This window comes from Acidovorax sacchari (assembly GCF_042847045.1).
In the GTDB taxonomy this organism is placed as follows: domain Bacteria; phylum Pseudomonadota; class Gammaproteobacteria; order Burkholderiales; family Burkholderiaceae_C; genus Paracidovorax; species Paracidovorax sacchari.
Genome location: NZ_AP035783.1, coordinates 3,632,977 through 3,659,204 on the forward strand (window position 1 = coordinate 3,632,977; position 26,228 = coordinate 3,659,204).

A 26,228-nucleotide genomic window follows, 5' to 3' on the forward strand; every position below is an offset into this window, starting at 1 on the left:
GAAAAAATGCGGATACCTTCGCGAATTCTTGACGCGTTTCCCGGCTGCAGTGCGCCCCACCGGGGCAATGGCGCCAACGGCCGTGTTGGGCGCTCCTAATTTTGCCTCTCCCTCAGGCACTCCACCAGCGCCTCCGTCACCGCCGTCCCCTCCTGCCCCCGCATCCGGATGATCCCTACCGGCGGCAGTTCCACCGGCACGGGCAGCCTGAGCACCGCCACCAGGCCCTGCTGCGCGAAATGCCTGGCCACGGTGCCGGCCATGAACGCCACGGCGCCGCGCTGGTGGACGAAGGTGATCTGCGACAGGAACGACGCCGATTCGACAATGTCGGCGGGCGGGTGCAGGCCGTGGGCGAAGAACTGCTGCTCCAGCTTCACGCGCAGCGAGGCCCAGGGCGGGGGGAGCACGCAGGGCTGGGCGGCGATGTCGGACCAGCGCGGCTGGCGCCTGCGGGCCAGCGGGTGGCCGGGGCGCACGATGGCGACCATGGGGTCGTCGTAGAGCGCCTCGGTTTCCAGATCGGGCGAGGCGTAGCCGGGCTCCAGGCGGCCGACGAACAGGTCCAGTTCGCCCATGCGCAGCTTCGGCAGCAGGCGCGTCAGGTCGCCTTCCTCGATGAGAACGGTCACATGGGGCGAGCGTGCCTTGAGCCGCTCCACGGCCTGCGCGAGCAGCACCGGAGTGGCGGCCACCATGGCGCCCACGCTGGTGCGGCCGCGGGCGCCGCTGGCCTCGGCGGCGATCTCGTCGCGCGTGCGCTCGTAGCCGGCGAGCACGGACCGGGCGAAGCGCACCACGCTGGCGCCGGCGGCGGTGGGCTCGGTGCCGCGGGTCGAGCGCTCGAAGAGCGGCAGGCCGAACATGCGCTCGATCTCGGCCAGGGTCTTGGAGACGGCGGGCTGGGTGACGGATAGGAACTCGGCCGCACGCCCGACATGCCGGAACTGGTCGAGCGCGACCAGCATCTGCAGGTGCCGCAGCTTGAGGTTGGAGCGCAGCACGCGATCGATCCTGGGCATTTCCGGTCATTCCTTGGAGGTTATGAAGGCAGTCCACATTTTCATTGGATTGGCATGGCCTGCTTCTGAACAATGGCGCTGGCCTCACCCACGATAAAGAAACAGGAGACATATCCATGCAGACCCCACGCTGCGGCCGGCGCCAGCTCATGCTGGGCGCCCTCGGCACCGCCACGCTCGCCCTCGCCTCCGCGCCCGCACGCCTGCTCGCGCAGGGCACCTACCCCGACCGCCCGATCACCTTCATCTGTCCCTGGCCGGCCGGCGGCACGGCGGACCAGTCGATGCGCACGCTGTGCACGGTCGCGGGACGCATCCTGGGCCAGGCGATCGCGGTGGAGAACCGAGCCGGGGCCTCCGGCATGATCGGATCCAAGGCCCTGGCCGCCGCGAAGCCGGACGGCTACACCATCGGGCAGATCCCGATCTCGGTCACGCGCTTCTCGCAGCTGGGCACTTTGCAGGCCGATCCGCGCAAGGATTTCACGTACATCGCCCGCACCTCGGGCCAGACCTTCGGCATCGCGGTGCCGGCGAACTCGCCGTTCAGGACGCTCAAGGATTTCGTGGATTACGCGAAGGCCCATCCGGGCAAGGTGACGTATGCGCATGCGGGCGTGGGCGGAGCGACGCACGTGGGCATGGAGGAATTCGCCAGCGTGGCGGGCATCCAGCTGAACCACGTGCCCTACAAGGGCGGCGCCGAAGCGCTGCAGGGCGTGCTGGGCGGCCATGTGGATGCGCTGGCCGACTCCAGCTCCTGGGCACCGCACGTGGAGGCCGGCAAGCTGCGCCTGCTGGCCACCTGGGGCGAGCAGCGCACGGCGCGCTTCAAGGACGTGCCCACGCTGCGCGAGCTCGGCTGGGACGTGGTGGTGGACGCGCCCAACGGCATCGGCGCCCCCCGGGGGCTGGACCCGGCCGTCACCGCGAAACTGCGCGATGCGTTCCGCCAGGCCGTGGCCAGCCCCGAGTTCAAGGCGGTGGCCGACAAGCTCGACGCCCCGCTGCTGTACCTGGACGGCCCGGACTACGAGAAATACGTCAACACCGTCTATGCCAAGGAAACGGTACTCATCGACAAGCTGAAATTGCGAGAGCTGATGAAAGGGTGACATCCCCCCCGGAGCGGCGACGCCAGCGGCCCGGCAAAGCCGGTTCCGCGGCGTCTGCCGGCCTGGGCCGTGCCCATGTTTGCGGCCCTGCCGCTACGCCAGATCCGGACAAGACACGAGCCACAATTCCATGATGAAAGCCCCGCATGCCCACCCTTGACAGTCCGCTGCTGCACCTGCATCCCAATGACAACGTGTTCGTCGCCAAGACCGGGCTGGCGCTGGGGCAGGAGATTCCCGAACTGGGCGTGCGGGCGCGCGCGCAGGTACCGCCCGGGCACAAGATCGCCGCGCGACGCATCGCCCAGGGCGAGCAGGTGAAGAAGTACGACACCGTGATCGGGGTGGCGACGCGCGACCTGGAGCCGGGCGACTACGTGCACAGCCACAACCTCGAGATCGTGGACCATTACCGCGATCCGGCGTTCTGCGCGGATGTCCGGCCGGTCCATTACGTACCCGAGGCCGAGCGCGCGACCTTCCAGGGTTTCGTGCGCGCGGATGGCTCCGTGGGCACGCGTAATTTCATCGGCATCCTGTCGTCGGTCAATTGCTCCGCCACGGTCATCAAGCAGATCGCCGCTCACTTCACGGCGGAGCGGATGCGCGCCTTTCCCCACGTGGACGGCGTGGTGGCCTTCGCGCAGACCAGCGGCTGCGGCATGTCCTCGCCCAGCGAGCATTTCGACGTGCTGCGGCGCACGCTGGCGGGCTATGCGCGCCACCCGAATCTGGTGGGCGTGCTGATCGTGGGCCTGGGCTGCGAGCGCAACCAGGTGGACGGACTGGTCGAATCCCAGGGCCTGGAGCGCGGCCGGCTGATGCGCACGCTGGTGATGCAGGACGTGGGCGGCACGCGCGCCACCATCGCGGCCGGCATCGCGGCGATCGAGGACATGCTGCCGGCCGCCAACGAAGCGCGCCGCAGCGCGGTGAGCGCCAGCCACCTGAAGATCGGGCTGGAATGCGGCGGCTCGGACGGCTTCTCGGGCATCACGGCCAATCCGGCGCTGGGCGCTGCGATGGATGTGCTCGTGCGCCATGGCGGCACGGCCATCCTTTCGGAAACGCCGGAAATCCACGGCGTGGAGTTCATGCTGACGCGCCGCGCCATCAGTCCCGCAGTGGGCCGGAAGCTGCTGGACCGCCTGGCCTGGTGGGAACGCTACGCGGCCGGTCAGAACGCGCAGTTCAACGGTGTGGTGGGCCACGGCAACCAGGCCGGCGGCCTAGCGAACATTTTCGAGAAATCGCTGGGCAGTGCGATGAAAGGCGGCACCACGCCGCTGCGCGCCGTGTACGAATACGCCGAGCGCATCGACGAGAACGGCTTCGTGTTCATGGATTCGCCGGGCTACGACCCGGTGGCGGCCACCGGCCAGATCGCGAGCGGCGCGCAGCTGATCTGCTTCACGACCGGGCGCGGCTCGATGTTCGGCAGCAAGCCGGCGCCGACCATCAAGCTGGCCAGCAACACGCCCATGTACCGCCGGCTGGAGGAGGACATGGACATCAACTGCGGCGTGATCCTGGACGGCGAGCTGACGGTGCCCGAGATGGGCGATCGCATCTTCGAGCAGATCCTGCGGCACGCGAGCGGCGAGGCGACCAAGAGCGAGTTGCTGGGCCTGGGGGACCACGAGTTCGTGCCCTGGCACCTGGGCATCGTGAGCTGAGACTTTCTTTCCTTTTTCGTGCGCGACATGACCACTTCCTCCTTGCCTGCATCCCCCCTCTCCGCAGCCCTGCCGCTGGTGCGCAGCCAGCTGTGCATCGCCGGCCGCTGGCAGGCCGCCGCCAGCGGCGCCACCTTCGCCGTCACCGATCCGGCCACCGGTGCCACCATTGCCGACGTGCCCGACGGCAGCGCCCAGGACGCCCGCGCCGCCGCCGACGCCGCCCATGCCGCCTTCGCCACCTGGCGCACGGTGCCGGCCAAGCAGCGCGCGGCCCTCATCAAGCGCTGGAACGACCTCGTCATGGCCCGCCAGGACGCGCTGGGCGCGCTCATCTCCCTGGAGCAGGGCAAGCCCCTGGCCGAAGGCCGGGGCGAGGTCGCCTACGCCGCCAGCTACATCGAGTGGTTCGGCGAGGAGGCCACGCGCATGAACGGCGAGATCATTCCCGCGCCCGTGCCCGGCCGGCGCATGTTCGCCCTCAGGGAGCCCGTGGGCGTGGTGGCCGCCATCACCCCGTGGAACTTCCCCGCCGCGATGATCGCGCGCAAGATCGCCCCGGCCCTGGCCGCCGGATGCACCGTGGTCTGCAAGCCCGCGGAGGACACGCCCCTCACCTCGCTCGCGCTCGTGGCGCTGGCCGAGGAAGCAGGCATTCCCGCCGGCGTGCTCAACATCGTCACCGCCTCGCGTGTGCAGACGCCCGAGGTGGTCGATGCCTGGCTCGATGATCCGCGCGTGCGCAAGATCACCTTCACGGGCTCCACGCCCGTGGGCAAGCACCTGGCGCGCCGCAGCGCGGACACGCTCAAGAAGCTCTCGCTGGAGCTGGGCGGCAACGCGCCCTTCATCGTGTTCGAAGATGCCGACGTGGATGCGGCGGTGGACGGCTTCATGGCCGCGAAATTCCGCAACGGCGGACAGACCTGCGTGAGCCCGAACCGGGTGTACGTGCACGCGGCCGTGCACGAGGCGTTCGCGGGCAAGCTCGCGGCGCGGGTGGCGGGGCTCAAAGTGGGGCCGGCCAGCGACGCGGCCTCGCAGATCGGCCCGATGATCAACGAGCGCGCGGTCGAGAAGATCGAACGCCACGTGCAGGACGCCGTGGCCCGGGGCGCGAAGGTGCTCACGGGCGGCCGGCGGCTGGCGGAGCTGGGCGAGCACTACTACGCGCCCACGGTGCTCACGGGCGCGGATGCCACCATGGCCTGCGCCTGCGAGGAGACCTTCGGCCCCGTGGCGCCGCTGACCGTGTTCCACGATGAGGCCGAGGTGATCGCCGCGGCCAACGACACGCCCTTCGGGCTGGCCGCGTATTTCTACAGCCGCGACGTGCGGCGGATCTGGCGCGTGGCGGGCCTGCTGGAGACGGGCATCGTGGGCATCAACGAAGGTGCCCTGGCGGCGGAGGCCGCGCCCTTCGGCGGCGTGAAGGAGTCCGGCTACGGCCGCGAGGGCTCCACCCACGGCCTGGACGACTACCTGCACACCAAGTATCTTTGCCAGGGCGGGCTCGGCTGACCTGGCCCGGCATCTCCTTCCCGGTCCAACGACAGAAAACAGAAAGCGCGAGAGACATGCCCGCACACAATCCCTTCAAAGCCGCCCTGGCCGCCGGCCGCCCGCAGATCGGCCTGTGGCTCTCCATGGCCGATCCGTACCTGGCCGAAGCGGCTGCCACCACCGGCTACGACTGGCTGCTGATCGACGGCGAGCATGCGCCCAACGACCTGCGCAGCACCCTCGGCGCCCTGCAGGCGGTGGCGCCCTACCCCTCTCAGCCGGTGGTGCGCATCGCCGAAGGCGGCACCGCCCTCATCAAGCAGGTGCTGGACATCGGCGCGCGCACGCTGCTGGTCCCCATGGTGGACACGCCCGAGCAGGCCCGCGCCATCGCCGCCGCCACGCAGTACCCGCCGCACGGCATCCGGGGCGTGGGCAGTGCCGTCGGCCGTGTGTCGCAATGGAGCGGCCGCGCGGACTACCTGGCCGTCGCGGACGACGAGGTCTGCCTGCTGGTGCAGGCCGAAACGGTGACCGCACTGCAGAACCTGCCCGCGATCTGCGCGGTGGAGGGCGTGCACGGTGTCTTCATCGGCCCGGCAGACCTTGCCGCATCCATGGGGCACCGCGGCAATCCCGGCCACCCCGAGGTGCAGGCCGCGATCGAGGATGCCATGCGCACCATCATCGCGAGCGGCAAGGCCGCGGGCACGCTGACCTCGGACCCGGCCCTGGCACGCCGCTACCTGGAACTCGGCTGTACGTTCGTGGCGGTGGGCGTGGACGTGCTGATGTTCGTGGGCGCGGCACGCAGGCTGCGGGCGCAGTTCGACGGTGCCGGCGAGGCGGTGTCGGCGAAAGCCAACGCAGCCTACTGATAAACCCCGGAAATCGGGACCCGGACCCCGGAAAGTGGCTGCGGACCGGTATGAAATGGAATCGACGTCGTAAACTGGCAGGCTCGTAACATTTTGCTAACAAACGGAGGTGATGGTGAGGAAAATCCTATTGGGCCTGGTGGCCATGGCTGCAGCAGGTGCCTCGTTCGGTGCGACGGTGAACGTCAACAGCACGGGCAATTACGGCACCATCCAGAATTAAACGAACTGCACGACGTCACCTGCGAGCAGCTGCGCGAACTTCGTGTCCACGAACAACGTGTCGGGTTCGTTCACCACGTCGGGCGCGCTGCCGGCAAGCGCGAGCAACGTGGAAATCGGCTCCACGGTCACTGCCTACAGTTTCTCCAATGGCCTGGACACCGTTGCCTCCACCGACACGAATGCCCGGCTGAATTCGCTGCGCGTCACCACCGACGCCTCCGGAAACGTCACCGGCGTGACACTGCAGGCGGTGCAGTGGACGACGGGCCCGGTTCCGCACAACAACACGAGCCGTTTCAATGCAGTGACCTTGAGCGGTACAACCGGCGCCGATACGCACAACTCTGCCTGCCAGAGCACGGGCACCGGCAACAGCGGCGTGACCGATACCTGCCTGGTGGCAGTGGTCACTGACACCTCCCGCAGCACCGGTCTCAACTCGCCGGTGAGCTATGCCATCGCCCAGGCACCTGTCAACAACACGGCGGCACCGATCCCCACCGTGTCCGAATGGGGCCTGATCCTGATGGCCTCGCTGCTGGGCTTCTTCGGCATCGCACGCCTGCGCCGCCAGCGCTGATTGCCGAGAGCGGCCTTGCGGCCATGAAAGAGAAAACCCGCCGCTGGCGGGTTTTTTCCATGCCGCGGCGCCACAGGTGCGCGGCAGCAGTCGCTGCATCGGGTTGATATGCCTCAGCTGCCCGCCACCTTCATGCGGTTGACCAGCATCGAGCCCACGGTCTTGGCGCCATAGTTGTAGGCGTCCGCACCCACGGCCTCGATGCCGAGGAACATGTCCTTGAGGTTGCCCGCGATGGTGATCTCGTGCACCGGGAAGGCGATCTCCCCGTTCTCCACCCAGAAACCGCTGGCGCCGCGGGAATAGTCGCCCGTCACGTAGTTCACGCCCTGGCCCATGAGCTCGATCACGAACAGGCCCGTGCCGAGCTTCTTCAGCATGGCGTCCAGGTCGTCGCCCGGCTGCGTGAGGCGCGAGGTGAGCGCGAGGTTGTGCGAGCCGCCGGCGTTGCCGGTGGTCTTCATGCCGAGCTTGCGGGCGGAATAGCTGCTGAGGAAGTAGCCCTGCACCTCGCCGGCATCCACCACCTTGCGCGGGGCCACGCGCACGCCCTCCTCGTCGAAGGGCGAGCTGCCCTTGCCGCGTGCGACGAACGGATCCTCGTCGATGTCGATGTGGTCCGGGAAGACCCGGCGGCCCAGCGAATCGAGCAGGAAGCTGCTCTTGCGGTAGAGGGAGCCGCCGCTTACTGCCTGCGTGAAGCCGCCCAGCAGGCCTGCAGCCAGCGGCGACTCGAACAGCACGGGACATTCGGTGGTGGGGATCTTGCGGCTGCCCAGGCGGCTCAGGGCGCGCTCGGCCGCATAGCGGCCCACGGCGGCGGGCGAGGACAGCTCGGCCGCGTCGCGCATGGACGAATACCACGCATCGCGCTGCATCTCGGCATTGCGGCCCGGCAGCGAAGCAATGGGCGCCACCGAGATGCTGTGGCGCGAACTGGCGTAGCCGCCGCGGAAGCCGTGCGTGTGCGCGCTGAAGAAATGGCTCTGCTGGGCCGAGACGGCGGCGCCTTCGCTGTTGGTGATGCGGCGGTGCGTGCGCAGGGCGGCCTCTTCGCATTCGAGAGCGATGCGGGCGGCCTCTTCGCTGGTGATGGCCCAGGGATGGAACAGGTCCAGCTCGCGGTGCGTGCCGGGTGCGGCCACGTCCGCCACGTCGGGCAGGCCGGCCACCGGGTCTTCGGCGGTGAAGCGGGCGATGTCGTAGGCGGCCTGCACGGTCTGCTCGATGGCGCGTTCGGAGAAGTCCGACGTGCTGGCGTTGCCCCGGCGGTTGCCGACATACACGGTGATGCCCAGCGACTTGTCGCGGTTGCGCTCCACCGTCTCCAGTTCGCCCTTGCGCACGCTCACCGACAGCCCGCAGCCCTCGGATGCCTCCGCGCCCGCGTCGGTGGCGCCCAGGCGCAGCGCGTGGGCCAGGGCCCGGTCCACCAGTTCCTCGAACACGCCGCGGCTGTAGCTGAAGCCGTTGCCGGCATCGCTGCCGGCAGGGACGGACGCGGAAGCGGAGGAGCGGGAGGGAGAGGCGGCAGCGCGGGCTGCGGTACGGGGGCGGGTGGTCTTCATATCGCCGGCTATGATACTTGCCGCCTTCCGCCCCCGCCCAGGGCCTCTTTTTGTCCCCTCTCCCATGTCCCGCAAACCCAAAAAAGGCTATTTCGTGAAGGGCCATTTCGTCGCCGAAGGCAGCGAACTGGACCTGCAGCTCAAGGCCGAGCTCAAAGGCACGACCGAAGCCAGCCGCACCGATCTCAAGCGCGAGAGCGATGCGCTGCAGCAGCTCGGCCAGGACCTGCTCACGCTGCGCAGCGACCTGCAGGCGCGCCTGCAGCTGCCCGACAAGCTGCAGGATGCGCTGGCCGAGGCGCGGCGCATCACCAATTTCGAAGGCAAGCGCCGGCAGATGCAGTACGTGGGCAAGCTCATGCGCCAGCTCGACGAATCGGTGGTGATCGCCGCGCGCGCCGCGCTGGACGAGCAGCACAACGGCTCGGCCGCGGAGAAGCTCGCGCTGCACGAAGCCGAGCAATGGCGCGAGCGGCTGATCGCGGACGATGCGGCGCTGCCGCTCTGGATGGAGCGCTTTCCGCGCACCGACACCCAGCAGCTGCGTGCGCTGATCCGGCAGGCCCGCAAGGACGCGCCGGAAGGCAAGGAAGCCAACGTACAGGCATCCCAGGGCCTCGCGCCGCGCAAGGGGCGCGCCTACCGCGAGCTGTTCCAGCTGGTACGCACGCAGATGGACGAAGCCGCGCTCCACGCCCGCCATGAGGAGGCAGAGCGCGATGCATGAGGCCCTGCCACCGCCCGAGCCGGTGCGCATCGGCATCGTGTCGGTGAGTGACCGCGCGAGCCGCGGCGTGTATGCGGACCAGGGCCTGCCCGCGCTGCGGCAATGGCTGGAGCAGGCGCTGCACAACCCGGTGCATTTCGAGGAGCGGCTCATCCCCGACGAGCAGGAGCGCATCAGCGCCACGCTCGTCGAGCTGGTGGACAGCGCAGGCTGCCACCTGGTGCTGACCACCGGCGGCACCGGCCCCGCACTGCGCGACGTGACGCCCGAGGCCACGCTGGCCGTCGCGCACCGCGAAATGCCCGGCTTCGGCGAACAGATGCGGCAGATCGGCCTGCGCTTCGTGCCCACGGCCATCCTCTCGCGGCAGGTGGCAGTCATCCGCAACGGCAGCCTGGTCATCAACCTGCCGGGGCAGCCCAAGGCCATCGCGGAGACGCTGGAAGGCCTGAAGGACGCCGACGGTGCAACGGCCGTGCCGGGCATCTTCGCCGCCGTGCCTTACTGCATCGACCTGATCGGCGGGCCCTACCTGGAGACGCGCGAGGCAGTGTGCAAGGCGTTCAGGCCCAAGGACGCACGCAGGCCGGCACGACCGGAGTGAACCCGGGGCGCGCTGGGCTGGCGCGAACCTGAGCACGACAGTACCATGCGGCGCCCGGGCCCTCGCCCGCTCGATCCATGCCCATGTCCACACTCCTTCTCGCACTGGTCCAGCTGGCCTTCCTCGTGGCCATCCTGGTGATGTTCTACCGCCACCGAGGCCTGAAGCGCCGCCAGGACGCACTGGTCCAGGAACTCAAAGGCGTGCAGTACTGGCGCATCAACGTGGCCCGTCCGCGCTTTTTCCGCAGCTGGCTTCGCCTGCTGCCATTCGAAGGCAAGGGCGTGCTGATCGCCGAGGGCGACCATGCCGTGCGCATGAAAGGGTTCTGGAACCAGGACGGGCGCCCGTTCGACGTGCCGATCGACCTGCGCCACAGCCGTGCCGAATGGCTGGGCAACCGCAACCTGAGGGCGGGCAACCTGTACTGGGCGCAGCTGGAAACGCCGCGCGGCACCATCGTTTTCAGTGCGGACACGGGCATGAACGCGCTGCAGTCGCGCGAGGCGCTGTCGGACATCTTCCGCGCGGTCTTCACCGAACAGGAGCTCACCGAGGCGCAGACACAGGACTTCGCGCTCGAGAAGAACCCGCGCAGCGTGCTGGCGATGGCGCTGTTTTTCGGCCTGCTGTTTTTCGCGCTGATCGACACCTTCGCCATTTCACGGTTCGAACTCACCGATGCGCAGATCGGACGCATCCTGCGCCATCCGCTCACGTGGGCCGGCACCCTGGCGGCCGCTGCCGCGGGCTACCTGCTGGCCTACCGGCACCTGCTGGGCGGCGACGTGCCCGCCCGCGAATCGCATGTACTGGCCCTGATGCTGGTCGCCGTGATGGCCGGCAGCGCATTGCCACTGGCCAAGCGCATCGACCAGGTGCTCGCGCAGGCGCCGTCGCGCAACTACGACTACCGGGTCATCGGCACCGCACGCCTCGAACCTGTCGATTCCACGCTGGGGCTGCCGGCCATGCGGTTCCCTCGGGCGAAGGAATACTGGGAGCAGTTTCCCGCCGGGTCGGTCTATCCCGTTCCGTACCTGCGCGGGCCGATGGGCCTGTGGCAGCTCGACCATGCGGCGTTCGACGCGCCGCTGCGCGCCTTCTACGAAAAGCGTTGAAGCCGGGGCACGCTCCGCCTACTTCCCCACCAGCGCGTTGAGCTTCTCTGCCTCGAACTGCTCGTTGCGGTTGGCGTCGCAAGGCACGCAGTCGCGGGCTTGCGGCGCGGCCTGGGAGAGCTTTTCGATGGCCGCCCAGAGCAGCGCGATCTGGCGCTCCTGCGACGAGGCGTTGTCGATCAGGCCGCGCATCGCCTGCGAGAGCGGATCGTCTTCCTGCGTGACGCCGTAGGCGGAGAACGCGCGGGCCTCCGGCCGTGGCGGACTGGCGGCTTCCGTGACGTCGGCGCTCTGCCCCGCCCTGGAAGGAATGATGCGCGCGGGAATGCCCACGGCCGTGGCACCGGCGGGCACGGGCTTGATGACCACGGCATTGCTGCCGATCTTCGCGCCGTCACCCACCTCGAAACCGCCCAGCACCTTCGCGCCCGCGCTGACGACCACGTCGCGGCCCAGCGTAGGATGGCGCTTGGTGCCCTTGTAGAGGGACGTACCGCCCAGGGTCACGCCCTGGTAGATGGTGCAGCCGTCGCCGATCTCGGCGGTCTCGCCCACCACCACGCCCATGGCGTGGTCGAAGAAGACGCGCTCGCCGATCTTCGCGCCGGGGTGGATCTCGATGCCGGTGAGCCAGCGCGCGAAATGCGAGATGAAGCGGCCGGGCCACTTGAGTCCGTGCGTCCAGCACCAGTGCGCAGGCCGGTGCAGCCAGATGGCATGCAGCCCCGGATAACAGGTGACCACCTCCCAGGTGCTGCGGGCCGCGGGGTCGCGGTCGAGAATGCACTGGATGTCGGAGCGCAGGCGGTCGAACATGGGGCGGGGGCTTCTTGGAATAAGCGCGGGGTGAAATCGGCCCTGCAGTCTAGCGCTTCGCCTGCGCTGCTTCCGACATGGCCTTGGCGACACCGCGCAGGATGTGGATTTCCTCCGGGGTGGGTTGCGCGCGGTTGAAAAGCTGGTTGAGCCGCGGCATGAGCTTCTTGGGAGCTGCCGGGTCGAGGAAGCCGACATCCACCAGCGCGCGCTCCCAGTGCGCGAGCATGCCGGCCACCTGGGCAGCGTCGGCGGGCACGGACACGGGCGCGGCGTCCCGCACGGGGAAGCCGCCGAGCGCGAGCCGCCATTCGTAGGCGATCACCTGGATGGCGGCGCCCAGGTTGAGCGAGCCGAAGCCGGGGTTGGTGGGAATGGAGAGTGCGACATGGCAGCGGTACACGTCCTCGTTCGCCATGCCGAAGCGCTCGGAACCGAACAGGAAGGCCACCCCCGCCTCCCCGGCCGCATCCGCTGGCGCGGAGGCGGGATCGGCGTCCGTGGGTGGCACGGCCGCGCCCCCTTCCAGGGCCAGTTCGGCCAGGGGATGGCCCGCATCGGCGGACTGCCTGCGCGCCAGCCATTCGAAATGCTCGCGCGGCGAGCGCGTGGGCGGGCCGAAATCGCGCGGCGTCATCGCGGTGGCGCACAGGTGGCTGATGCCGTCCAGAGCCTCGTCCAGCGTGGCGACGATGCGGGCGTTCTCCAGCACGTCCAGTGCGCCGCTCGCACGCTGGATGGTTTCCTCGCGCCGCAGCACGTTGGGCCAGCGCGGGGCCACCAGGACCAGGTCTCCGAAGCCCATGGTCTTCATGGCGCGGGCGGCAGCGCCGACGTTGCCGGCATGGCTGGTCTGGATGAGGATGAAACGGGTTTTCATGGGAAGCTGCGCAGCGGAAAGGACGCGCGATTGTCGCCGCTGCGCCTTCCAGCGCTTCGCAACAGGGCGGAGCCGCACCGCCGCGGGCTCCGCCGTTGCCGCTACCCGTCCTCAGTGCATGGTGCGAGGCCGCTTGCTCCTGCGGTCGCCCACTTCGCCGTCAGGCTGCCCAGAGCCCTGCGGGACAGAATGCAAGGCAGACAGGTAGTCCGTGCGCCACTTGGCAAGATCTTCCGTTTTCACGTTGTCCAATAGCCGTGAGTGGCGCTCCTTGCGCTCGTCCAGGCCCATGGAGAGCGCCGCTTCATAGGCTTGCGTGATGGCGGGACGGTCCGAAGGTGGCACGAGGATGGCATCCTTGAGCTGGTGCGATGCGCCCGCTCCTTCCGACAGCACCAGCACGCCGGGATCCTGCGCGTTCTGTGTGGCCACGTATTCCTTGGAAACGAGGTTCATGCCGTCCGCCACGGACGTCACGACACCGACGCGGCTCATGCGGTATATCTCTGGAAGGGCGTTGCGCTTGACCGACTTGTCGATATAGAGAATGGGCTGCCAGGAGGACGTTCCATGGCGCTTGTTGATGTCATCGACGAGCTTGCGCGTGTTGCGGGCCAGTTGCGCATAGGCCGGCACATTCTGACGGGACGGTGCACCGATCTGCACGAAGGTGACCTTTTCCGCAAGGTCGGGACGACTGTCCAGGAGATCCCCCAGCGCCGACAACCTGTCCGGTATGCCCTTGGCATAGTCCAGCCGCTCCACCCCCACCATCAGCATGCGCCCCTGGTCCTTCTCGGACTTCACCTGGTCCAGTATCCAGTCGGAATCCGCATCCGGCTTCAGTTCCATCAGATTCTGGAAGTCGATGCCGATGGGGAAATGCTGGAGCTGGGTCTGCCGTCCGAAGGCTTTCAGCTCCTTGTCGCCCACGGCCTCGCCAACCCGCTCTTCACGCACATAGTCCCGGAGATGATCCACGTCCCGGGGGATCTGCATCCCGACAAGGTCATAGGAAAAAAGGGCCTGCATGAGCTCCTTGTGCTGGGGTATCTTCTTGAATACCTCCGGCGAAGGAAACGGGCTGTGGTTGAAAAAGCCGATTCTCTGCTTGCAGCCCAGGCGGCGAAGCTCTTCAGCCAGGGGTATGAGATGGCAATCATGGACCCAGAGGACGTCGTTGTCTTTCAGCAAGGGCGCCAACTGGGAGGCGAATATCTTGTTCACCTGTTTATAAACGCCATACTGACCCGGCCGAATGTCCGCCCATTGCGCGCTATTCTGCATGACGGGCCAGAGGACCGAGTTATAGAAGCCGGAATAATAATTATTGAATTGAGTCCGGCTCAGATCCATGCCCACCAGCGCGGATTTCCCGAACGTCTGGGTCTTGATCTGGGGTGTGCCCGGCCTTCCCCCGATGTTTCCGCTCCAGCCCATCCACAGGCCCTCGTTGTCGTGCATCGTGTCGGCCAGGGCTACGGCCACTCCGCCGGCAGCGGGCTTGGACGGGTCCACCATGCGGTTCGAAATGACGACGAGACGACCCTGCGGGCTTGTCGAAGAACCGGCGCGGTGGGTATCTGGAGCAGATGCCTCCGCACGCCCGTTTCGGGACTGCAAGGCCGCGTGCGTGAGTGCCTGGCTGGAACGTGGGTGTTCGGGAGACCTTGCGGCATGGACCGGGTCCCCTGCCGTACCGGAGGAAACCGGATTGTGCGAAGCCTGGGATAATGGTTTGACCATTGATTCATTCCTTTATTGAACGCAGTGCCCCTTTTTCTATTTTGCAGGCATTGCTCCGCAACGCACGCAACGATTCATGCAAGCACGGCACGTCGCAAATGCCTTGCCATGGATATTACCTCCAGGATCTTCGGTCACTCGGGGGCAATTCGAGTTCTTCAATCTCCTGGAATCCGTTTGCATGCAGCTTAATACTTTTCGATCGAATATTTCATGCAAAAATATAAATATACATGATATTCTTCAGAAATAATACTTCAATCAAACCATTCGCAGTTATTGAATCTTCTTCGCCTCGAAATCGGCCTGGCGAGCGCGTTCATGCGATGTCGTGTAGCATCCGCGCCCTCCCGCCATGGATCACATCGCCGTCCACCACCTGTACAAGTCCTACCGCATCCACGAGCGCGACCCCGGCGTGCTCGGTGCGCTGCGGGCCCTGGCGCGCCCGCGCTACCGCACGGTGACGGCGCTGTCGGACGTGTCGTTCAGCCTGCAGCGCGGCGAGATGCTGGGCTTCATCGGTCCGAACGGCGCCGGCAAATCCACCACGGTCAAGATCCTCTCGGGCATCCTGCGGCCCGACGGCGGCAGCGTGGCGATCGACGGGCGCGACCCCTTCGCCGAACGCGAGCGGCACGTCGGGCGCATCGGCGTGGTGTTCGGGCAGCGCACCCAGTTGTGGTGGGACCTGCCGGTGGGTGACGGCTTCACGCTGCTGCGCGACATCTACCGCGTCGATCCGCAGCGCTTCGCCCGCACGCGCGACGAACTGGTGGCCCTGCTGCACCTGGAGCGCGTGCTCGACCAGCCCGTGCGCCAGCTGTCCCTGGGCCAGCGCATGCGCGCGGAAATCGCCGCGGCCCTGCTGCACGAGCCGGACATCCTCTTCCTGGACGAGCCGACCATCGGCCTGGATGCCCCCTCCAAGCTCGCGGTGCGCGACTTCGTGCGGCGGGCCAACCGGGAACGCGGCACCACAGTCCTGCTCACGACCCACGACATGCACGACATCGAAGCGCTGGCCGAACGGGTCATCGTGATCGGCCACGGCCGGGTGCTGGCCGACTGCGGCGTGGACGCGCTGCGGGCCCAGGTGGTGGCCGCACGCCCGGACGACGAGGACATGACCATCGAGGCCGTGATCGCACGCTTCTACGCGATGCACGGCGCGGCCGAAGGATGACGGCGATGGCCCCGGCCGCGCTCCTGCGCCCCTACCGCGCGGCGTTCGCTTCGCGCTTCCTCGTGATGCTGCAGTACCGGGCCGCGGCCTGGGCCGGCTTTGTCACACAGTGCTGGTGGGGCGGCCTCAAGGCCATGGTCATGGCGGCGTTCTACGGCGGCGCGGCGGCCGCAGCGGCGCCGCTGTCGCTGGCGCAGGCCATCACCTACACCTGGCTGGCACAGGGGCTGTTCGCCCTGCTGCCCTGGAGCGCCGACCCGGAACTGGCCCAGTCGGTGCGCACCGGGGCCGTGGCCTACGACCGGCTGCGGCCGGTGGACGCCTATGCGCTGTGGTTCGCCCGCTCCGCCGGGTGGATCGCCGCGCGGGTGCTGCCGCGGGCGGCGCTCATGGCGGCCTTCACCGGGGTGGTCCTGCCGGCGGCCGGCCTGGACGCCTGGGCGCTGCAGCCCCCGGCCGGCTGGATGGCGGCGGCAGCGTTCGCCCTGTCGCTGCTGCTGGCGCTGGTGCTCTCCACGGCATTCGTGATGCTGCTCAACGTGGTCACGGCGGCGGCGCTCAACGAGCGGGGTATCAACACCCTGGCCGGCCCGGTGGTCATCGTGTTCTCCGGCAACCTGCTGCCCCTGGCGCTGCTGCCCGACGGCTGGCAGGCCGCGCTGCTGCTGCAGCCGCTCGCGGGCATCGTGGACATTCCGGCGCGCATCTATTTCGGCCAGCTGTCGGGTACGGCGGCGGTGGCGGGGCTGGGCCTGCAGTGTTTCTGGGTGCTGGCGGCAGCGGGACTGGGCCGCGCCCTGCTGCAGCGCACCCTGCGCAACCTGGAGGTGCAAGGCGGATGAAGCCACGGCCCATGGGATCGGCTGCGCTGTTCCTGCGCCTCGCGCTGGCATCGCTGAGCGGACAGGCACGCTACCCCGCGTCGGCGCTGATGCTCACCGTGGGCCAGGGCCTGGTGACGGCCATCGAGGCGATGGCCGTCTGGGCGCTGTTCCACCGGTTCGGCGACGTGCAGGGCTGGCGCATCGGCGAGGTGGCCGTGTTCTACGGGCTGGTGAACTGCATGTTCGCCATCGCCGACGCCCTGGGCCGGGGCTTCGACACGCTGGGCACGCAGTTCCTCCGCACGGGGGCCTTCGACCGCCTGCTGTTGCGCCCGCGCCCGGTGTGGCTGCAGCTGATGGCCCACGATGTGCGCATCAGCCGCGCGGGGCGCCTGCTGCAGGGGCTCGCCGTTCTGGCCTTCGGCACGGTCCATGCCGAGGTCGCCTGGACGGCGCAGACGGTGGCGCTGGCCGTGTTCGCGGTGGCCGGCGGCGTGGCGCTGTTCCTGGGCATCCTGGTGCTGCAGGGGGCCCTCTCGTTCTGGACCACCGAGAGCCTGGAGGTCGCCAACGTGCTCACCTACGGGGGCGTGGAGGCGGCCCAGTACCCGCTGGCGCTGTATGCCCGCTGGCTGCGGTACCTGCTCACGTTCGCCGTGCCGCTGGCCTGCGTGGCCTACTACCCCGTTCTGCCGATCCTGGGGCGGACCGATCCGCTCGGAGCGCCCGCCTGGGTGGGCTGGGTTTCACCGCTCGCGGGCTTCGCATTCCTCGCGGCGGCATTCGGCGCCTGGGGCCTCGGAATGCGGCGCCACGCATCCACGGGCAGCTGAAATCCGGCAAGGGCGCTAAAATAGCCGGTTATCGCGCCTGCATCGCCGGGCGATCCTTCTTGCCGCCCCCTGCGGCGCCAGCTCCTTCCTCACAATTCATGTCGTCCAATCTGCACCCCATGCTCAACGTGGCCATCAAGGCCGCTCGCGCCGCCGGCGCCATCATCAACCGCGCGGCGCTCGACGTCGAAGCGGTGCGCGTTTCGCAGAAGCAGATCAACGACTTCGTGACCGAGGTGGACCACGCGAGCGAGCAGGCCATCATCGAGACCCTGCTCACCGCCTATCCGGGCCACGGCATCCTCGCCGAGGAATCGGGCAGCCAATACGGCGCGAAGGATTCGGAATTCATCTGGGTCATCGACCCGCTGGACGGCACCACCAACTTCATCCACGGCTTTCCCGTCTATTGCGTGAGCATCGCGCTCATGGTGCGCGGCAAGGTCGAGCAGGCCGTCATCTACGACCCGACCCGCAACGACCTCTTCACGGCGACCAAGGGCCGCGGCGCCTACCTGAACGAGCGGCGCATCCGCGTGTCCAAGCGCACGCAGCTCAAGGAAAGCCTGCTGTCCACCGGCTTCCCGTTCCGCCCGGGCGACAATTTCAAGACCTACCTGCACATCATGTCCGACGTGATGCAGCGCACGGCCGGCCTGCGCCGCCCCGGCGCGGCCGCGCTGGACCTCGCCTACGTGGCGGCCGGCTTCACCGAAGGCTTCTTCGAGACGGGCCTGTCCATCTGGGACGTGGCGGCCGGCTCGCTGCTGGTGACCGAGGCCGGCGGCCTGGTGGGCAATTTCACGGGCGAGGCCGACTTCCTGGAGCAGCGCGAGTGCCTGGCGGCCACGCCGCGCATCTACGGCCAGCTGGTGCCGATCCTCTCCAAGTACAGCAAGTTCGCCAGCGCGGGCGACAAGGCTGCCGTGCGCCAGGCCGTGCGCAATGACACGCCGGCAGGAGAGGCCGTCGCGGCGGATGCCGATGTGGACGCGGAGTCCGCCCCGGCGCCCGAAGCAGAAGACGGACAGGCGGCGCCGCGCGCACCGTTCTGAACGGCAGCGCCCGGCTTCACTCCGGATCCGGGTATTTCAGCGCGATCTGCCGGAAATCCTCCGCCAGGTCCACGAAGGCATCGACCATGTCCGGGTCGAAATGCGCTCCGCGGCCCTTGATGATGGTGGTGCAGGCCTGTTCGTGCGAGAAGGCGGGCTTGTACACGCGCTTGCTGATGAGCGCGTCGTACACGTCGGCCACCGCCATCAGCCGCGCCGAGACGGGAATCGCATCGCCCGCCAGCCCCAGCGGGTAGCCGCTGCCGTCCCACTTCTCCTGGTGGCTGTAGGCGATCTCCTTGGACACGCTCAGGAACGCCACCCGCATGCCCAGCCGCCGCTCGGCGTTCTCGATGGCGTCGCGGCCGAGCGTGGTGTGGGTCTTCATGACCTCGAACTCCTCGGCGGTGAGCTTGCCGGGCTTGAGGAGGATGCTGTCGGGAATGCCGATCTTGCCGATGTCGTGCAGCGGCGCGGATTTGTAGAGCAGGTCGATCATGCGCTCGTTGAGCACCGTCTCGAAGCGCGGATGGCGCGCCAGCCGCTCGGCCAGGGCCTTGACGTAGAGCTGCGTGCGCCGGATGTGGTTGCCGGTTTCGTTGTCCCGCGTTTCCGCGAGCGAGGTCATGGCCATGATGGTCACGTCCTGGATGGCCTGCACCTCCAGCGTCCGCAGGGCCACCTCGCGCTCGAGGTAGGCACTCTTGTCGCGCAGGAAATCCGCCGTGGCCTTGAGGCTGAGGTGCGTGTGCACCCGCGCGAGCAGGATGGGCGGGCTGATCGGCTTGGTGATGTAGTCCACCGCGCCCACCGACAGGCCGCGCCGCTCGTCCTCCGGCGTGCTGCGCGCGGTCAGGAAGATGACGGGAATGTCGCGCGAAGCGGGATGCGCCTTGAGCTGCCGGCAGACCTCGTAGCCGTCCAGGCCGGGCATCATGATGTCGAGCAGGATCAGGTCGGGCGGCGCGTCCGACTGGGCGATGCGCAGCGCCTTCTCGCCGTGGTTGGCCACCTTGACGAGGTAATGGTCGCGCAGCAGCGTGGCCATGAGCGCGAGGTTGTCGGGGGTGTCGTCCACCACCAGCACCGTGGCAATGGTCCGGTCCTTGAGCATGGGGTCATCGGAGAGCAGGGAAGTGTCCATGGTGGTGCTGAGCCTGTGTCATTCGGATGGCCTGCGGCGCGAAGATCGGCCCGCCTCACGCGGCGCCGGAAACGATGGAAGGCTCCGGCGGCGTGTCGATGACCGCCAGGGCATGTTCGAAGTCGAAATCGCGGATGTGCGTTTCCGCGGCGACGAAACCGGGCCCGAGGGCGCGGCGCAGCAGCACGGCCTGCTGCTGCAGGAACTCCACGGCGCCAGGGTCGTCGGCGCGCAGCAGCGCGCACAACTGTGCGAGCGCGGACTGCTGCGCGGCCTCCGTGCCGCCGTCGGCGGCATCGGCCGGCGCCGTGGCGCCCGCCTGGGCCGCTGCCGGTTGCGCCCCCGCGAGGCGCCAATGCGCCAGGCCGAGCAGCAGCGCATCGAGCCGGTCGCACATCGCCAGGGCCTGGGCGGAGACGTCGTCCCCCGCCCCGTCGGCGCGCAATGCCTGCTCCAGCTGGTGCGCGGCGTGTGCCAGCGGTATGGCGCCGATGTTGCCGGCCACCGACTTGAGCGTGTGCGCCAGCCGCTCGGCCACGCCGCGTTCCCCGCCGTGCAACGCGGCCTGCAGGGCGGCGGCGGTGTCGCGCTGTCCATCCATGAAGCGCCGCAGCAGGTCGCCATAAAGCGCGGGCCGGCCCAGGGCGCGCTGCAGGCCGGCGGCGATATCCAGCCCCTCCACGCCATCGGGCAGTGCCTCCGGCGAACCGCCCTGCCCTGCACCGGCCGGCGCCGCGTCGCCCAGGGCGCCGCCGATGCCGATGCCCGGCCGCGGGCGCACCCACCGGGCCAGCGCGCGCCACAGCACGGCCGGCTCGATCGGCTTGGGCACGTGGTCGTTCATGCCGGCCTCGAAGCAGCGGCGCCGGTCGGCCTCCATCGCGTTCGCGGTCATCGCGATGACGGGCAGGCGCGCGTGGCGCGGATCGGCGCGCAGGCGGCGCGTGGCCGTCTCGCCGTCCATCACGGGCATCTGCATGTCCATGAGCACCACGTCGTATTCGGTGCGCGCCACGCAGTCCAGCGCCGCCTGCCCGTGGGCCGCCACGTCCACGATGAAGCCGGCACCACGCAGCAGTTCCACGGCCACGAGCTGGTTCAGTTCGTTGTCCTCCACCAGCAGCACGGAGGCACCGCGCAGCTGCGGCGGCGGCTGGTCGTCGTCGGGCCGCGCCAAGTGCGCGTGGGCCGGCAGCCAGCCGTGGGCCAGCGGCTGCGCCAGCGTGTCGTAGAGCAGCGAGGCGCTCACCGGCTTGACCAGCACCGTCTCGATGCCCTGCTCCTTCGCGGCCGGCATGATTTCGTCGCGACCGTAGGCCGTCACCATGAGCATCTGCGGGGCCTGGTCCAGGCCCAGCTCGTGGATGCGCCGGGCCAGCTCGATGCCATCCATGCCGGGCATGCGCCAGTCGATGAGCAGCAACCCGTAGGGTTCGCCGTCCGCCGCGGCATCCCGCAGCATGTCCAGCGCCTGCGCGCCCGCATGGGACTCGCGGGTCTCGAAGCCCATGTTGCGCAGCATTTCCGAGAGCACGGCGGCGGCCGTGTGGTTGTCGTCCACGATGAGCACGCGCCCGTTGCGCAGCGCAGGCGGCAGGGGCGGCGCTTGCAGCGCGCTCTCTGCGCATTCGAGCGGCAGCATGACCCAGAAGGTCGAGCCTTCGCCCAGGACGCTTTCGGCGCCGACCTCGCCCCCCATGAGCTCGGCCAGGTTCTTGGAGATGGCCAGCCCGAGGCCGCTGCCGCCGAAGCGCCGCGTGGTCGAGGCGTCGGCCTGCTGGAAGCTCTGGAAGAGCCGGCCCATCTGCTCGGGTGCCACGCCGATGCCGGTATCGCGCACCTCGAAGCGCAGCAGCACGCGCCGGCCGTGGCGCTCCACCACCCGCACGCGCACGTGGATCTCGCCGCGCTCGGTGAACTTGATCGCGTTGTTGGCGAAATTGATGAGGATCTGGCCCAGCCGCAGGGCATCGCCCACGAGATGGGGCGGCACGTCGGGCGCCACGTCGAGCACCAGCTCCAGCCCCTTCACGCCCGCCTTGTAGCCCACCACGTCGGCCATGCCTTCCAGCACGCGGTCGAGCATGAAGGGCTGCTTTTCCACGACCAGTTTGCCGGCCTCGATGCGCGAGAAATCCAGGATGTCGTTGATCACCCCCAGCAGGTGCTGGCCGGCCTGCTGGATCTTGGCAACGTAGTCGGCCTGGCGCGGCGTGAGACCCGACTTGAGCGCGAGATGCGACATCCCGATGATGGCGTTCATCGGCGTGCGGATCTCGTGGCTCATGTTGGCCAGGAAGTTGGACTTGAGCGCGGTGGTTTCCTCCGCCAGTTCCTTGGCCCGGCGCAGTTCGCGCTCGGCCCGCTGGCGGTCGGTGATGTCCACCAGCGTGCCGATGGAGCCGCCGGGAGAGCCGTCGGGCCGCTGGAAGCCGTGCATCCAGAACAGCGTATGGTGGATCTCTCCGTCGGCATAGGTGAGATCGACCTCCTTGTGGATCGGCGGCCCGCCGGCGCGGATGGTGCGGGCGTCGGCCTCGAATTCGGCGCGCTCGGCCTGGTTGAGGAAGCCCGCCTCGTGCACCGTCTTGCCCAGGAAGTCCTCCCGGCGGATGCCGAAGGCCTCCTCGTAGGCCCGGTTGAATCCCCGGTAGCGCCCGTCCCCGTCCTTGTGGAACAGCGGAATCGGAATGGCGTCCACCAGCGCCTGCTGGAACGCGAGCTGGTCCGCGAGGCGGGCCTCCAGCTCCTTCTGCTCATGCACGTCCACCTGCACGCCGATGAGCCGCCGCGCCCGCCCCTCGGCATCCCGCTCGATGCGCGCCGAGCACAGCAGCCAGCGCTCGCTGCCGTCCGGCCGCACCACGCGCCACGAGTCCTGCATGCCGGTGGCCGTGCCCGCCAGGGCGGCATCCAGGCGCGCCTGGACCCGCGGCCGGTCTTCCATGTGCAGGCTGTCCATCCAGTCCACCAGCCGCAGTCCCTGCGGCCGGTGGGGCAGCCCGTAGAGGGATCCGAGCTTTTCGCTGAACACCAGGTGGTCGCGCGCCAGGTCGAGGTCGAAGACCCCGACGCGGCCGGCCTCCTGCGCCAGGATCAGGCGCTCGTTCATCTCGCGCATGGCCGTCTCGGAGCGCCGGGCCTCCGTGACGTCCTCGACCACCCAGATGCAGGCATGCGTGTAGCCCTGCAGCGGCAGCAGGCGGCCCGAAAGCCGCGCCTCGAAAACCGTTCCGTCCCGGCGCACCAGCCGCGCGACCTCCCGCACGGATTCGCCCGCCTCCAGCCGGCCCTCGATGCGCGCCATGAAGCGCCGGTGGAATTCCTCGCCACCGAAGATGGTCTCCGCCCTGCGCCCCTCCAGCTGCCCCGGCTGCACACCCAGCAGCTCCAGGCAGGCGGGGTTGAAGCGCAGCAGGTGGTCGTCGGCCACGATCAGCACGGGCGGGGCGTTATCGAAGATGGCCGTCTGCTGCGCGAGCGCGTCGTTGAGCTCGCGCTCGCGCCGCTGCAGTTCCTGGTGGGCCGTGATGCGCTCGGTCACGTTCTCGTGCAGGCCCACGATCGCGATGCGCCGGCCCCGGTCGTCGAACACCGGCGAGAGGGTCGCCTCGTCGTGGTAGATCGTGCCGTCCTGCCGCTGGTTGATGAATTCGCCGCGCCAGGGCAGGCCCGCGATCAGCCGCGACCACATCTGCCGGTACGTTTCGGGCGGCGTCAGCCCGGAGGCCACCAGCGAAGGCTTGCGGCCGCGCACCTCTTCCAGGCTATAGCCCGTATTGGCCTCGTATTGAGAGTTGACCCAGTCGATGCGGCCCTCGGCATCGGTGATCACCACGGCCACGGGGCTGGACTGCAGCGCCGCGCCCAGCACGCGGAAGCGCTCCATCGCCAGCGCCATGCGCGCGCGGTGGCGCATCATGTCCAGCAGCATGCCGCCCAGCACCAGCAGCAGGGCGAACACGCCCACGCCGATCTGCCAGCGCTGCGGCGCCGGCAGCAGCGCATGCAGGTCGTCGAGCATCACCAGCTGCCACGGGCCGTCCGGGTCGTGCCATTCGAGGTTGCGGCGCTCCACCGCATAGCGAACGCCCCCCACCACGGCCTCGCGCGCATCCGGACGGAACGGCAGGGCCTGCGCCACGCCGCTGTCGAACAGCGTGCCGAACTGGCGCTGCCGCCGGATCGCGTCGATGCGCTCCTGCGTCAGCGGCGGCGCGATGGCATAGCGCCACTCCGGCTGCGTGGCGGCGAAGGCCACGCCCTGCGGCGACAGCAACGCCATCGGGTAGCCCGAGCGCTGCAGCTGGGTTTCCACCGGCTCGAAGGACATCTTCACGAGCACCACCCCCACGATCACGCTCGCGGGCGTATCGCCCTCGTAGAGCGGCGCGGCGTAGTACAGCCCGCGGTCCTGCGAGTTCGTGCCGAGCGCGGGGTACACGTTCACCGCGCCGCGCATCGCCTGCAGGAAATAGGGTCGGTGGGACAGATCCATCCCGAGGGCCGGGGAGGCCGGCGTCTCGTGCGCCACCACCCGGCCGCCGGCATTCAGCACGTACACGCCGCTCAGCAGGAAACGGCCGCGCGCCACGGCCAGGCGGGCCAGCGCCTCCGGAGCGTTGGGCGGCAGCGTGCCGAGCGCCACGGCCTTCAGCGTGGGCTCGCTCAGGCCCAGCAGAGCCACCGCGCCCAGCAGCGGGCTGCCGGCAGTCTGGCTCATCAGCACCTCGGCGGCATGGCCCAGCAGGCCCTCCCGCTCCTGCGCGCGCGCGGCCTCCCGCCATTCCGCCACGGCAGCCACCGCCAGCCATGCGCCGATGGCGGACAGCACCAGCACCACGGCCCAGCCCCGCAGCCACTGGCCGTCGCGCTGGGCCACCTTGTCGAACAGCGCGGACAGGCTGCCCAGGCGCGGGCTCATGCGCATGGGCGCTCCCGGAACGCCCACCCGCCGCGACCCGGCGGACCATGCCGCAGGCAGGGCCGCCGCGGCCCGGCCGGCCGCCGGGCGGCCACAGGAACAGGAGAGGCTTCGGCAGACACGTCGCTTTGAACCTTCGCAAACGGCAGGAAACACACCAAGCGTGGACACCCACGCGCACAGGCACCCCACAGTATGGCAAAAGGTAACAAAGCATGGATTTTTTTACACACCTCTCTCCCTGGGTCGCGACGGCGGTCGCGGCGCTGATCGCGGTCACTGCCGCTGCGGTGGTGCATCGCATCGCGGCCCTCGTGGCCCTGCGCGCCACACGTGGCGTGCCTGTCCTGCACACGGTGGTGCAGGCCTGCGTGCCCGTGGTGCGCGTGCTGCTGCCCCTGGCGGCGCTGCAGGTCGTCTGGGTGGCCGCGAGCAATGAGCAGCCCTACATCGGCACCATCCGGCACACGGGCGGACTGGCGCTGATCGGGGCCGTGGCCTGGCTGCTGGTGGCCGGCATCGGCGGCCTGGCCGACGGCGTGATCGCCCGCTACCCCGCCGACGTGGAGGACAACCTCGCGGCGCGGCGCATCGCCACCCAGGCGCGGGTGCTGTCGCGCACCGCCATGACGGGCGTGGTGATGGCCGCCCTCGCCCTCATGCTGATGACGTTTCCCGGCGCGCGGCAGGTCGGGGCCAGCCTGCTGGCTTCCGCGGGCGTCGTCGGCATCGTGGCCGGTATCGCGGCCCGGCCGGTGTTCAGCAACATGATCGCCGGCCTGCAGATCGCGCTGGCGCAGCCCATCCGCATCGACGACGTGCTCATCGTGGAAGGCGAATGGGGTCGGGTGGAGGAAATCACAGGCACCTACGTGGTGCTGCGCATCTGGGACGAGCGCCGGCTCATCATCCCGCTGCAGTGGTTCATCGAGAACCCGTTCCAGAACTGGACGCGCACCAGCTCGGCCATCCTCGGCACCGTGTTCCTGTATGCCGACTACCGCATGCCGCTGGATCCGCTGCGCCAGGAACTCGACCGCATCCTGGCCACTGCCCCGGAATGGGACCAGCGCGTGAAGGTGCTGCAGCTCACCGACGTGACCGAGCGCACCATCCAGATCCGCGTGCTGGTGTCGGCCCGCTCGTCCGGGCTGGCGTTCGACCTGCGCTGCCGCGTGCGGGAAGCCCTTGTCGCATTCATGCAACGCGAATACCCGGAGGGCCTGCCGCAGACGCGGGCGGTGCTGTCGGAAGGCGGCGGAACGGCAGGAGCGGAGCAGGCGCCGCCAATAATCCACAGTCCCGCCACTCGCCGGGACAACCCATGAATACGCTCTGGTTCCTGCTGCTCCTGCCCCTCTTCTGGCTCAACGCCTGCCGGATGCTCGCCGCACGTTCGGGCTGGCGCGCGCTCGCGGCCCGCTTTCCGCAGCAAGCGCCTCCCGGCGGCGAGGCCGTCCGCTTCGCCTCGGCCCGGATGGGGCGCGTGCACGGCCTGCCGATCCACTTCGCGCACTGCCTGACGGTGGCCGCGGGGCCCGAAGGGCTGTCGCTGTCCGCACCATGGTTCGTGTTCTTCCACCGCCCGGCCATCACCCTTCCCTGGCAAGAAGTGGAGGCCGTGGAGCCCATCGCGGACACCGCAAACGCACGCATCCGTCTGCGCGAAGGCGCAGAAGGCCTGCTCGAATTCGTACTGATGGGGAATGCGGCCCGGCTGGCAACGGCCGCGTTCGACCGCTTCCGGAGCCCGGCGGCATAGCCCGCGCCTCCGGTGCGCATGGCATCCAGGATTGCCGGA

21 protein-coding genes are annotated in these 26,228 nt (G+C 69.0%); 14 read left to right on the plus strand and 7 right to left on the minus strand.

What is annotated here, in order from left to right; translation table 11 throughout:
- Positions 1 to 95: 95 nt before the first annotated feature.
- A complete protein-coding gene (locus tag ACGHC0_RS16190) occupies positions 96 to 1,022 on the minus strand; it encodes a LysR substrate-binding domain-containing protein (RefSeq protein ID WP_415266145.1) in 927 nt (308 codons plus the stop codon).
- Between the two features lie 116 nt (positions 1,023 to 1,138).
- Between ACGHC0_RS16190 and ACGHC0_RS16195 the strand changes: the two genes are divergently transcribed.
- The 5 genes from ACGHC0_RS16195 (at position 1,139) to ACGHC0_RS16215 (ending at position 6,999) form a co-directional block, all read left to right on the plus strand.
- Complete coding sequence (locus ACGHC0_RS16195; protein ID WP_368351949.1) at positions 1,139 to 2,137, plus strand: Bug family tripartite tricarboxylate transporter substrate binding protein; 999 nt, start codon at positions 1,139 to 1,141, stop codon at positions 2,135 to 2,137.
- Between the two features lie 146 nt (positions 2,138 to 2,283).
- Entirely contained in the window at positions 2,284 to 3,813 is a 1,530-nt protein-coding gene (locus tag ACGHC0_RS16200; RefSeq protein WP_415266146.1) for a UxaA family hydrolase, read from the plus strand.
- Positions 3,814 to 3,840: 27 nt separating this feature from the next.
- Positions 3,841 to 5,334, plus strand: coding sequence for an NAD-dependent succinate-semialdehyde dehydrogenase (locus ACGHC0_RS16205; RefSeq protein WP_415266147.1), 1,494 nt, complete (start codon positions 3,841 to 3,843; stop codon positions 5,332 to 5,334).
- A gap of 56 nt (positions 5,335 to 5,390) precedes the next feature.
- Complete coding sequence (gene hpaI / locus ACGHC0_RS16210) at positions 5,391 to 6,194, plus strand: 4-hydroxy-2-oxoheptanedioate aldolase (RefSeq protein WP_415266148.1); 804 nt, start codon at positions 5,391 to 5,393, stop codon at positions 6,192 to 6,194.
- A 265-nt stretch (positions 6,195 to 6,459) separates the two neighbouring features.
- On the plus strand, positions 6,460 to 6,999 hold the full coding sequence (locus ACGHC0_RS16215) for an IPTL-CTERM sorting domain-containing protein (protein WP_415266149.1): 540 nt from the start codon (positions 6,460 to 6,462) through the stop codon (positions 6,997 to 6,999).
- Between the two features lie 113 nt (positions 7,000 to 7,112).
- Here ACGHC0_RS16215 and pmbA read toward each other — a convergent pair whose 3' ends face one another.
- Positions 7,113 to 8,567: a metalloprotease PmbA gene (gene pmbA, locus ACGHC0_RS16220; protein WP_415266150.1), complete on the minus strand. Its 1,455-nt coding sequence runs from the start codon at positions 8,565 to 8,567 to the stop codon at positions 7,113 to 7,115.
- 64 nt (positions 8,568 to 8,631) lie between these two features.
- Here pmbA and yjgA point away from each other — a divergent pair, with 64 nt between their 5' ends.
- The 3 genes from yjgA (at position 8,632) to ACGHC0_RS16235 (ending at position 11,019) form a co-directional block, all read left to right on the plus strand.
- Positions 8,632 to 9,294, plus strand: coding sequence for a ribosome biogenesis factor YjgA (gene yjgA, locus ACGHC0_RS16225; protein WP_368351955.1), 663 nt, complete (start codon positions 8,632 to 8,634; stop codon positions 9,292 to 9,294).
- The gene (gene mog, locus ACGHC0_RS16230) at positions 9,287 to 9,898 is read left to right on the plus strand and encodes a molybdopterin adenylyltransferase (protein ID WP_415266151.1); all 612 of its coding nucleotides are present in this window, start codon (positions 9,287 to 9,289) and stop codon (positions 9,896 to 9,898) included. The genes yjgA and mog overlap by 8 nt, the downstream gene beginning before the upstream one ends.
- 83 nt (positions 9,899 to 9,981) lie before the next feature.
- Positions 9,982 to 11,019, plus strand: a complete 1,038-nt coding sequence (locus ACGHC0_RS16235; protein WP_415266152.1) for a hypothetical protein — start codon at positions 9,982 to 9,984, stop codon at positions 11,017 to 11,019.
- An 18-nt stretch (positions 11,020 to 11,037) separates the two neighbouring features.
- On the opposite strand, the gene cysE is transcribed toward ACGHC0_RS16235, so the two are convergent.
- The 3 genes from cysE to ACGHC0_RS16250 all read right to left on the minus strand — a co-directional run bounded on the left by cysE (position 11,038) and on the right by ACGHC0_RS16250 (position 14,236).
- Positions 11,038 to 11,835: a serine O-acetyltransferase gene (cysE, locus tag ACGHC0_RS16240; RefSeq protein ID WP_368351958.1), complete on the minus strand. Its 798-nt coding sequence runs from the start codon at positions 11,833 to 11,835 to the stop codon at positions 11,038 to 11,040.
- A gap of 49 nt (positions 11,836 to 11,884) precedes the next feature.
- Positions 11,885 to 12,715, minus strand: a complete 831-nt coding sequence (locus tag ACGHC0_RS16245; RefSeq protein ID WP_415266153.1) for an RNA methyltransferase — start codon at positions 12,713 to 12,715, stop codon at positions 11,885 to 11,887.
- A gap of 111 nt (positions 12,716 to 12,826) precedes the next feature.
- A complete protein-coding gene (locus ACGHC0_RS16250; protein WP_288495035.1) occupies positions 12,827 to 14,236 on the minus strand; it encodes an alpha,alpha-trehalose-phosphate synthase (UDP-forming) in 1,410 nt (469 codons plus the stop codon).
- 580 nt (positions 14,237 to 14,816) lie between these two features.
- Between ACGHC0_RS16250 and ACGHC0_RS16255 the strand changes: the two genes are divergently transcribed.
- The 4 genes from ACGHC0_RS16255 (at position 14,817) to ACGHC0_RS16270 (ending at position 18,359) form a co-directional block, all read left to right on the plus strand.
- Complete coding sequence (locus tag ACGHC0_RS16255; protein WP_415266154.1) at positions 14,817 to 15,647, plus strand: ABC transporter ATP-binding protein; 831 nt, start codon at positions 14,817 to 14,819, stop codon at positions 15,645 to 15,647.
- Between the two features lie 5 nt (positions 15,648 to 15,652).
- A complete protein-coding gene (locus ACGHC0_RS16260; RefSeq protein WP_415266155.1) occupies positions 15,653 to 16,489 on the plus strand; it encodes an ABC transporter permease in 837 nt (278 codons plus the stop codon).
- Between the two features lie 11 nt (positions 16,490 to 16,500).
- Positions 16,501 to 17,304 carry an ABC transporter permease gene (locus ACGHC0_RS16265; protein ID WP_415266156.1) on the plus strand — a complete coding sequence of 268 codons (804 nt, stop codon included), beginning with the start codon at positions 16,501 to 16,503 and terminating at the stop codon, positions 17,302 to 17,304.
- A gap of 98 nt (positions 17,305 to 17,402) precedes the next feature.
- Complete coding sequence (locus ACGHC0_RS16270; protein WP_368351963.1) at positions 17,403 to 18,359, plus strand: inositol monophosphatase family protein; 957 nt, start codon at positions 17,403 to 17,405, stop codon at positions 18,357 to 18,359.
- 16 nt (positions 18,360 to 18,375) lie between these two features.
- Here ACGHC0_RS16270 and ACGHC0_RS16275 read toward each other — a convergent pair whose 3' ends face one another.
- Positions 18,376 to 19,503: a response regulator gene (locus ACGHC0_RS16275; protein ID WP_368351964.1), complete on the minus strand. Its 1,128-nt coding sequence runs from the start codon at positions 19,501 to 19,503 to the stop codon at positions 18,376 to 18,378.
- A 55-nt stretch (positions 19,504 to 19,558) separates the two neighbouring features.
- A complete protein-coding gene (locus tag ACGHC0_RS16280) occupies positions 19,559 to 24,427 on the minus strand; it encodes a PAS domain S-box protein (protein WP_415266157.1) in 4,869 nt (1,622 codons plus the stop codon).
- Positions 24,428 to 24,642: 215 nt separating this feature from the next.
- Between ACGHC0_RS16280 and ACGHC0_RS16285 the strand changes: the two genes are divergently transcribed.
- Together ACGHC0_RS16285 and ACGHC0_RS16290 are read left to right on the plus strand one after the other, a co-directional pair.
- Positions 24,643 to 25,755 carry a mechanosensitive ion channel family protein gene (locus tag ACGHC0_RS16285; protein ID WP_415266158.1) on the plus strand — a complete coding sequence of 371 codons (1,113 nt, stop codon included), beginning with the start codon at positions 24,643 to 24,645 and terminating at the stop codon, positions 25,753 to 25,755.
- Positions 25,752 to 26,189: a hypothetical protein gene (locus ACGHC0_RS16290; protein WP_415266159.1), complete on the plus strand. Its 438-nt coding sequence runs from the start codon at positions 25,752 to 25,754 to the stop codon at positions 26,187 to 26,189. Before ACGHC0_RS16285 ends, ACGHC0_RS16290 begins: the two co-directional genes overlap by 4 nt.
- Positions 26,190 to 26,228 lie beyond the last annotated feature (39 nt).

Coding starts and splice junctions, on each gene's coding strand:
- ACGHC0_RS16255 (WP_415266154.1), top strand. CDS start 14,817: ATGGATCACATCGCCGTCCACCACCTGTACAAGTCCTACCGCATCCAC.
- ACGHC0_RS16285 (WP_415266158.1), top strand. CDS start 24,643: ATGGATTTTTTTACACACCTCTCTCCCTGGGTCGCGACGGCGGTCGCG.
- pmbA (WP_415266150.1), bottom strand. CDS start 8,567: ATGAAGACCACCCGCCCCCGTACCGCAGCCCGCGCTGCCGCCTCTCCC.
- ACGHC0_RS16260 (WP_415266155.1), top strand. CDS start 15,653: ATGGCCCCGGCCGCGCTCCTGCGCCCCTACCGCGCGGCGTTCGCTTCG.
- ACGHC0_RS16280 (WP_415266157.1), bottom strand. CDS start 24,427: ATGAGCCCGCGCCTGGGCAGCCTGTCCGCGCTGTTCGACAAGGTGGCC.
- ACGHC0_RS16245 (WP_415266153.1), bottom strand. CDS start 12,715: ATGAAAACCCGTTTCATCCTCATCCAGACCAGCCATGCCGGCAACGTC.
- ACGHC0_RS16205 (WP_415266147.1), top strand. CDS start 3,841: ATGACCACTTCCTCCTTGCCTGCATCCCCCCTCTCCGCAGCCCTGCCG.
- ACGHC0_RS16250 (WP_288495035.1), bottom strand. CDS start 14,236: ATGGTGGACCCGTCCAAGCCCGCTGCCGGCGGAGTGGCCGTAGCCCTG.
- ACGHC0_RS16275 (WP_368351964.1), bottom strand. CDS start 19,503: ATGGACACTTCCCTGCTCTCCGATGACCCCATGCTCAAGGACCGGACC.
- ACGHC0_RS16270 (WP_368351963.1), top strand. CDS start 17,403: ATGTCGTCCAATCTGCACCCCATGCTCAACGTGGCCATCAAGGCCGCT.
- cysE (WP_368351958.1), bottom strand. CDS start 11,835: ATGTTCGACCGCCTGCGCTCCGACATCCAGTGCATTCTCGACCGCGAC.
- yjgA (WP_368351955.1), top strand. CDS start 8,632: ATGTCCCGCAAACCCAAAAAAGGCTATTTCGTGAAGGGCCATTTCGTC.
- ACGHC0_RS16190 (WP_415266145.1), bottom strand. CDS start 1,022: ATGCCCAGGATCGATCGCGTGCTGCGCTCCAACCTCAAGCTGCGGCAC.
- ACGHC0_RS16290 (WP_415266159.1), top strand. CDS start 25,752: ATGAATACGCTCTGGTTCCTGCTGCTCCTGCCCCTCTTCTGGCTCAAC.
- ACGHC0_RS16235 (WP_415266152.1), top strand. CDS start 9,982: ATGTCCACACTCCTTCTCGCACTGGTCCAGCTGGCCTTCCTCGTGGCC.
- mog (WP_415266151.1), top strand. CDS start 9,287: ATGCATGAGGCCCTGCCACCGCCCGAGCCGGTGCGCATCGGCATCGTG.
- ACGHC0_RS16195 (WP_368351949.1), top strand. CDS start 1,139: ATGCAGACCCCACGCTGCGGCCGGCGCCAGCTCATGCTGGGCGCCCTC.
- hpaI (WP_415266148.1), top strand. CDS start 5,391: ATGCCCGCACACAATCCCTTCAAAGCCGCCCTGGCCGCCGGCCGCCCG.
- ACGHC0_RS16265 (WP_415266156.1), top strand. CDS start 16,501: ATGGGATCGGCTGCGCTGTTCCTGCGCCTCGCGCTGGCATCGCTGAGC.
- ACGHC0_RS16200 (WP_415266146.1), top strand. CDS start 2,284: ATGCCCACCCTTGACAGTCCGCTGCTGCACCTGCATCCCAATGACAAC.